The organism is Mogibacterium sp. CM50 (genome assembly GCF_000293155.1).
Taxonomy (GTDB): domain Bacteria; phylum Bacillota; class Clostridia; order Peptostreptococcales; family Anaerovoracaceae; genus Mogibacterium; species Mogibacterium timidum.
This window is the reverse complement of record NZ_ALNL01000034.1, coordinates 1-8509: the sequence shown is the minus strand read 5'-3', so window position 1 is coordinate 8509 and position 8509 is coordinate 1. Positions and strand designations below refer to the sequence as shown.

The following is an 8509-nucleotide window of genomic DNA, read 5'->3' as shown; positions in this document are numbered from 1 at the left end:
AAAAGAAGAACCTGTTAAGGAAGAAGTAAAGCCTGAGAAGAAGGACGAAAAGAGTAATTTAGGAACCTATATTATTTTGCTTCTTGTAGTAGGTGGTGCATTAGGAGTAGGCTACTATTTTAAGGTTGTGAAAAAGAAAGAAGATAAAGAACTTGAAGCCTTAGAGGAGGAAGATGATGATTTCTTTTCTGAAGCTGAAAGCGAGGAAGAAATAAATGATGCAGATGAAGTAGAAGATGAAGAATAAACGCACCTAAAAACATATTATTTTGGGTGCAAAGTTAGGGCGGGAGAGTAACATCTTTCGCCCTATTTTGATTATAACAGGAGGAAAACAAAGATGAAGTTAGTTATTGCAGAAAAGCCGAGTGTTGCAATCTCCATTGCAAAGGTTATTGGAGCAAATAAAAAGAAAGATGGATATTATGAGGGAAACGGATATAGTGTAAGCTGGTGCGTAGGACACCTAATTCAAATGGCAAATCCGGATGTTTATGATGAAAAATACGCCAAGTGGAATATGGCTGATTTACCGATTATTCCGAGCGACTACAAGTATGAAGTAGCAAAGGCAACCAAGAAGCAGTTTAACATCCTTAAAAAACTGATGAATAATAAAGAGATTGATATGATTATCAATGCCTGTGATGCAGGGCGTGAGGGAGAAAGTATTTTTAGACTTGTATATAATCAAGTGAATTGTAAAAAGAAGATGAAACGCCTTTGGATTTCTTCAATGGAAGATAGTGCCATTAAAGAGGGTTTTGATAACCTAACAGACGGAAAAGACTATGATAATCTCTTTGAATCGGCACAGGCAAGAGCGATTGCAGATTGGCTTGTCGGAATGAACATCAGCAGGCTCTATTCTTGCCTATATAAGCAAAATTACAGTGTAGGAAGAGTGCAGACACCGACTCTTGCCATGATTGTAAAAAGAGATGATGAGATAGCTAATTTCAAAAAAGAGAAATACTATACAGTGGAGCTATCTATGAATGGTTTTACACTATCAACGGATAGAATTGATGATGAGGTTGCTGCCGAACAGCTAATCAATTTAGTTGGCGATAAGATTGAAATCACTGATGTTATTCAGAAAGAGAAAATAACAAAGCCTAATTTACCTTTTGACCTGACAACACTTCAAAGGGAATGCAATAAGTATTTCGGATATAGTGCCAAGCAGACACTTGACTATGCTCAAAGCCTGTATGAAAAGAAACTGATTACTTATCCAAGAACGGACAGCAGGTGTTTAACAGAGGATATGATTACAAGTACCATCAATAACATTTTGGGCAAAAATGACTTTGATACAGGGCGCATCAAGACGGTATTTAACTCTAAAAAGGTTACGGATCACCACGCTATTATTCCGACAATCAGTTCATTAAAGGAAGATATTTCTAAGCTTCCTCTAAGCGAAGCTAAAGTTTACTTTCTTATATCCGATAAATTTCACGCAAGTGTAGGTTATCCACTCATTGAAAATACAACAAAGATTGTAGCTTCATTTGACGGTTTTGAATTTACAAGTTCAGGCAAGGTAATTAAGGATGAAGGCTTTAGCAAATACCTTAAAGAATACAAATCAAAAAAGAGTGAAGATGCTGTATTGCCCGATGTAAGTGTTGGTGATGTTTTAAGCATTGAAAATAAAGAGGTTAAAGAAAAATTTACCCAACCTCCGAAACACTTTACTGAAGATACGCTTCTAAAGTCTATGGAGATTGCAGGAAATGACGCACTTGAAAAAGGTGTAGAAGTGGAAAGAAAAGGACTCGGTACTCCTGCAACAAGGGCAGGAATTATTGAAAACTTAATCTATAAGGGTTTTGTCGAAAGATATAAGAAAAATTTGATTGCCACGCATAAGGGGATCAGCCTTGTAACAATAGTATCCGATACCTTTAAGTCAGCGGAAACAACTGCAAAGTGGGAAATGGAATTAGCGGATATTGCCAAAGGGAAATCTTCCAAAGAAAAATTCTTGAAAGATATTGAAAGCGAGATACAGGAGGCGGTTTTAAAATATCGCAAGTAAGTGCCTGCTGATTTCAGAGTGGAGAAAATCCTCTGGAAATGGTATAATATATAGATAAAATTTTTGAAAAGAGGAGGTATTATGCAGCTTTTAGATATAAAAAGAATGGCTCATAACATTCTTGAAAATCAAAACATAGAAAGCAGTTTTATCGAATATAAAAAGTCGGCAAATTTTAAAGATAAAATTCTAAAAACTGCTTGTGCCTTTGCCAATAACTATATGAGCAATGAGATAGGCTTGTTGTTTGTTGGTATTGAAGAAGTCGATGATAAAGAAACGGGAGAAAAAGCAATTCCTAAAAGACCGATTGAAGGGATAAAGGAAGCAAAATTAGAGGGAATAGAAAATGAACTTAAATCGCTCCTTGCCAATATTCATCCTAAAATCAACTATCACATTATTACGGATCAAATTGATGATGAATACTATATCGTAGTTGCGGTAGAAAGTGGTAGTAACGGTCCGTTTCAAACAAGTGAAAGGGCAGAAAAAGATAAAGATATTCGATTAAAGGCAGGAAGATATATTAGAGTCGGTAGAGATTCAAGGCTTCCAAATCCAACCGAAGAATTTGAACTTTTGAAGAAGTTTGCAAACTTTTCTTTTAGCTCAAACTTGAACGATACAGCTACCATAGATGATTTAAGCTATGAATATATGAAAGAATATTTGCTTCAAACAGGAGCAAAAAAAGATATTAGAGAAATGTCTAAGCTGGATATGGCAAAGAGTATGGGGCTTGTCAGTGAAAGTGAGTATGGCGGTTATAGAGCTAAAAATTTTGCTGTGCTGATGTTTGCAGATACACCAAATAAATTTATTCCAAATGCCCATGTTGAAATCATAAGAGAAATTGATGGAACTGATAAAATGGAATCAAAGAAATTTGATGGTCCGGTTTGGATACAGGCAAAGCAAGTCAGCAAATATTTTGAAGATAATATTATGGCTTCATATACCATAAGGGAAGCGGATAAAATCGAGCATAAGATTGTCTATAACTATCCTCTTACAGCATTTGAGGAACTTGCTACAAATGCCATTTTGCATAAGGAATACGATACGCCTGAATATGTTGGGATATACATTTACAAGGACAGAATTTCTTTTGTGAATCATAATAGACCGCTCCCTCCTGTAACCATTGAGGCTCTTAACAGGGATAGAACTTTTGATCGAAGGCAGTATCTTAACAAAGAACTTAAAGATATGTTCTTTTCCCTTAACTTAATAGAGTCTTATGGTTCAGGTATAAGGCGTGCAAAGGATGCACTATTAGAAAATGGTTCTCCTGAACTTAAGTTTTATCCGGATAATGAAGAAGATAACTATACCAACGCAGTTATGGGTGTGAATAAAGAATTTTTGAAAGAGTTTAATGGTAGTAATGATGAAAAAACTACCATGAAAACTACTACTAAAACTACTATGAAACAGGAAGATATTATTAAGATAATAGCTGAAAATCCTCACATAAGTGCGAAAGAAATGGCAGAAAAACTAAACCTGACTGTTGATGGTGTACGTTATCATTTAAATAAAATGAGGAAAGCAGGACTTATTCGATATGAAGGCTCAACGAAATTAGGTCAGTGGGTAATTATGAAGTAGTGGTAAGTTGCAATACACAGAATTAAAAGGTGATTAGAGTAAAATCTAACCGCCTTTTTTTGTTTGGAAAAACGAAGGAGGTAAAAATGCGAATAAATGATTTTCATAACATTTTGGAGCTTATAAAACAAGATGTGCTTCATAGTGAAGCAGAGTATCTGAAGCTCTTAAAGGTTGTCGGAAACAATCAAAGATATGACTTTAGAAGTCAATTAAGTATCTATGATAAAAATCCTGAAGCAATAGCTTGTGCCAAGTTTGACTACTGGAGGGAACGTTTTAATCGAACAGTAATGCGAGGACAGAAAGGTATCCCCATTTTAGAGGACTATGGCACATTCAAAAAAGTGGACTATATTTTTGATATAGGTCAGACAGTTTCAAGAAACAGAGATGTCAACGAAGTAAATCTTTGGAAGTTTGACAAAGAAAACCATCAAGATGTGTTAAAGGAAATGATTAAAAGCGAGGGCTATGAGGAAAGTAAAAGCACACTTGAAAACATCTTTTCTTTAAGCAGACTCTACGGTGATGAAAAAATAGATACCTTAATGAATGAACTTAGAGTAGCGGATGAGGATAGAATATCCTTTACCAAGTTTGTAAGGGACTCGGTAAGCTATGCGGTAGCGTCAAGATTTAAGTTAGATTATTCGATAGATTATGAGCTTTTAAGAGAGAATTTTCAAAGACTTGACAGCATATCTCTAATGAGTCTTGGTGAAAGCGTATCGGATATTAGCGGAAAGATTATTGATGCGACCATTCAAAAAAGCAAAGAACTGGAGCTTCAAAAAGAAGTTTTAAGAGGAAAAGAAGCAGGATATAATAGGATTAAGGAAGAATTAGAGGAGGTAGAAGAAAATGTACTTCGACGAGATGATCAGGAAAGAAATGAAAGCGGGCGAGTTCTCCGAAATGGAGAGTACGGACGAGATAATAGAGAAAATCAAGGAGAATACGCTAAACAACTTGGAGGAACAGACGGACTTCATGAAAGAATTTCCGAATCCGATATACGCAGTGATGAGGCTCACTTACCTTTCACAGAGCGAGGAGCAGAGCCACTTCGAGATGTTGGTAGATCTATACAAGGAGAAGAAGCTGACAGGACACCTGATGGATATTCAGAAACAAGCGATAGACTTTATGAGAACGGAAAAGCCGAAACTGATGACAGCTTGGAAGATAGAGGACGAGAACAATCCACAGTATGGGGCGATGATTTCAGCTCTGAAGGAAATGACAATCAAGGAAGTAGTGGAAATTTAAAAGATAATACTAATGTAGAGTTAAAAGAAGCTGATAAGGCTTCTTTTTCTTTACCCGAAAATACTTACGGACAAATGAGGCTTACCATTCCATTAACTCAGAAGGATATAGATACCGTTCTTATTAACGGAGGAAATCACGATGGAAGTAGACTTCCTGTTATTGCAGAGTTTTCTAAAGGAAAAAGTAATGGAGAATTGGGAGAATACCTCAAAGATACCTTTAGGGGTGGAAATGGATTTTACATTGACGAAAGAGAAGTATCTTCCTGGTATTCGGATAAAGGTATTCATTTAGCTTACGGGACTTCTGCAAGAGAAGATGATACGCAAATTTTAAGTTGGAATGAAGCAGCAAGTAGAATAAACGGGCTTCTTAATAGCGGTGAGTTTGCCACAAATGTAGAACTTTCTGAAGCATATGATTATGAAAGGGACAGAATTTCAGAGTTATTATGGTATCTATACCATGATTTAAGCGAAGAAGGAAAAGCACAGGGTTATTTTGATTTTATAGAAAGAGGTGTTGGCTTTCCGGAAGAAACGAAAAGACTATCTGAGGCATTAAAAAATCCTGAATACCTAAAGGACACAATTAAAGAATACAGCAGGTTCTTAGCAGGCTACAAAGAAAACAGAGGTGTACTAAGATTTCATTATCACAAGGTAGATAGCCTTTATCAGAGATTACAGGAACTTGAGCTGCCACGAAAGGAATACAGTACCAATCTGACAGAATTTCCGAAGGTAAAGTCCTTTATTACAGAAGATGAAATCCTTGAAAGCCTTTCAAGAGGAAGTGGCGTTGATAGAGGAAAAGAGCGAATCACCAAGTTTTTTAAAGAAAATCATACGCTTCAGGAAAAAGCGAATTTCTTAAAAGACGAATATGGAATTGGAGGACATTCCCATGCTGTTTCCGGAGCAATGGGAAGTGATGAATGGCACGATGCTAAGGGACTTAAATTACAGAAAAATGATTGTAATGATGTGTTTCTTACTTGGACAAGTGTTGCAAAGCATATCGACGAGCTGTTTTCTAAAAATCTTTATCTTGAAGAAAAGGAAAAAGAAAGTACGGAAGAGATTGAAGAACCACAATATTATTCCAAAGATGATCCTGAAAACTTAATGACTTATGAAATGCTTGAAAGAGTGCCGGAGCTTTACGCACAGGAGGATGTAGCTTTAGCGGATAAAGAGGTTCATGCTGCATATATCATTCCTTTCCGTTCTAATTGGACTTGGTATATGACGGAATATGATAAAGAAAGCGGCGATGCCTTTGGACTGGTACTTGGGATTGAACCTGAATGGGGATATTTTAATCTTGAGGAGCTGAAGGAACTAAACGCCCAAAGGCTTATTTTAGAAGATTTTCCAAAGACCTTTAGAGAGCTGAAAGATACAGAACTTAAAAAGCAGATGGATGAGCAGGAGATTCAGTCTGTCTTTAACGGAGAACTTAGTTTTGAAAATAAAGCGGAACTTGAAGCATCTGAAGAAGCAGAAGAATTTACAAAGCCTGATGCAGTTCAAGCTACCTTATTTGATTACCTAAAGGATAGAGAAGAAGTAGAACTCAATGAAAAAGAGGGAAACCGTTTAGACGATTTGGCAGTTAAAGAGGGTAATACTGTCTATTTCAACCATGAAGAATATACTATAAGGGAGATTTCTAAAAATGAAATCACAGGAAGAAATGACTTATGGCTTGATCCGGTAAGAAGTGGTAATCATCAAATACCGATTGTAACATTTGATGATAATGAGGACTTATTAGAGCAGGTAAGCCTTGAAAGACCAAACTTTATCGTTGGAGATGAAGTCAGATACAAGGATAAAGACTATACCATCACACGCTTTGATGATATGGGAAATAATCTAAAGACGGTAACGGTTAAGGACAATACAGAATATCTTGGCGGTATGATAACAGGCTCCGATGTGATTCCTTATCGTCTTGAAAGCGACATTGAGAGGATATTTGAAAATCTGACATATCAGAATCCTGAAAAGACAACTGAAGAAATTGAAATAAAGAAAGCTGAGGCTCATAACTTCAAAATTAAAGAAGAAACGCTACCTGACAAGTTATCTCCAAGTGAGAGATTAAACAATAACCTTGAAGCAATCTCGATGTTAAATCGAATTGAAAGAGGTGAGAGAGATTTAGATATTACCGCTCAGGAAGTTTTGGCAAAGTATGTCGGATGGGGCGGACTTGCTGATGTGTTTGATGAAAGTAAAGAGGGACAATGGGAAGTTGCAAGAAGTTTCTTAAAGGAAAATCTATCGCCATCTGAATATGAAGCTGCAAGAGAATCCACCTTAACAGCCTTTTACACACAGAGAACCGTTATTGACGGAGTGTATAAGACGCTTTCGGATATGGGATTTAAGCAGGGTAATATCTTAGAGCCAAGTATGGGTGTCGGAAACTTTATCGGTAATATCCCTGATGAAATGAATAAGTCTAAGTTTTATGGTGTAGAGCTTGACTCGGTAAGCGGTCGAATTGGAAAACTCTTATATCCTGAAAGTGATATACAGATTAAAGGGTTTGAAGAAACTTCTTTTTCCAATAACTTTTTCGATGTAGCAATCGGTAATGTACCCTTTGGAGAATACAAGGTAAATGACAGGGAGTACAACAAAAATAACTTCCTTATCCATGATTATTTCTTTGCCAAGTCCATTGATAAAGTAAGAAACGGCGGTATTATTGCCTTTATTACATCAAGCGGAACGATGGATAAAAAGGACGAAAGTGTAAGACGCTACCTTGCAGCAAGAGCAGAGTTTTTAGGAGCGATACGACTTCCGAACGATACCTTTAAGGGCGTAGCAGGAACAGAAGTAACCTCAGATATTATTTTCCTAAAGAAAAGGGACAGTATCAGAGAAAGGGATGAGGACTGGATTCACCTTGCTGAAGATGAAAACGGGCTTTTATATAACAAATACTTTGTTGATCATCCTGAACAGGTGCTTGGTTCTATGGAAGAAATATCTGGAAGATTTGGGAATACAATAGCTTGCCTGCCAAAAGAAAACACAGACTTAAAGGAGCTACTGACAAAAGCAAGCGAAGAAATCACTAAAAATGCTAATTATGAAGAAATAGAGCTACTTGATGATGAAATCAGCACAATACCCGCAACGGACGATGTCAAGAATTTCTCCTACACCATTATTGATGATGAAGTTTATTACAGAGAAAACTCCCTATTTGTAAAGAAAGAAGTAACGGATAAAAACAAGGAAAAGATTAAGGACTATCTTGAGTTAAATGTTGCCTTAAAGGATGTTATTTACAAACAGAAAGAAGATTTTTCAGATGATGAAGTAAAGAAAGCTCAGGAAAAACTAAATGAAATTTATGACAGCTTTTCTAAGAAGCATGGATATGTCAATAACCTTTCTAATACCAGAGCCTTAAAAGAGGATAGTAACTTCCCGCTTGTTTCTTCCATTGAAATCCTTGATGAAGAAGAAAACTTCAAAGCAAAGGGAGATATTTTCTCCAAGCGAACAATCACAAAGGCGAAGGTTATCGACCATGTAGACACTTCCC

Annotated in this window: 3 protein-coding genes and 1 pseudogene; all 4 read left to right on the top strand. The window is 36.5% G+C overall.

Annotated features, from left to right (window positions below; genetic code table 11):
- Positions 1–247 (top strand): annotated as a pseudogene (locus HMPREF1152_RS04805) (DUF4366 domain-containing protein); the annotation flags it as partial.
- A gap of 93 nt (positions 248–340) precedes the next feature.
- Positions 341–2047, top strand: a complete 1707-nt coding sequence (locus tag HMPREF1152_RS04800) for a DNA topoisomerase 3 (RefSeq protein WP_009644045.1) — start codon at positions 341–343, stop codon at positions 2045–2047.
- An 81-nt stretch (positions 2048–2128) separates the two neighbouring features.
- Positions 2129–3661, top strand: a complete 1533-nt coding sequence (locus HMPREF1152_RS04795; RefSeq protein ID WP_009644043.1) for an AlbA family DNA-binding domain-containing protein — start codon at positions 2129–2131, stop codon at positions 3659–3661.
- 86 nt (positions 3662–3747) lie between these two features.
- On the top strand, positions 3748–8509 hold a 4762-nt coding region (locus HMPREF1152_RS04790; RefSeq protein ID WP_009644046.1), incomplete at its 3' end, for an Eco57I restriction-modification methylase domain-containing protein.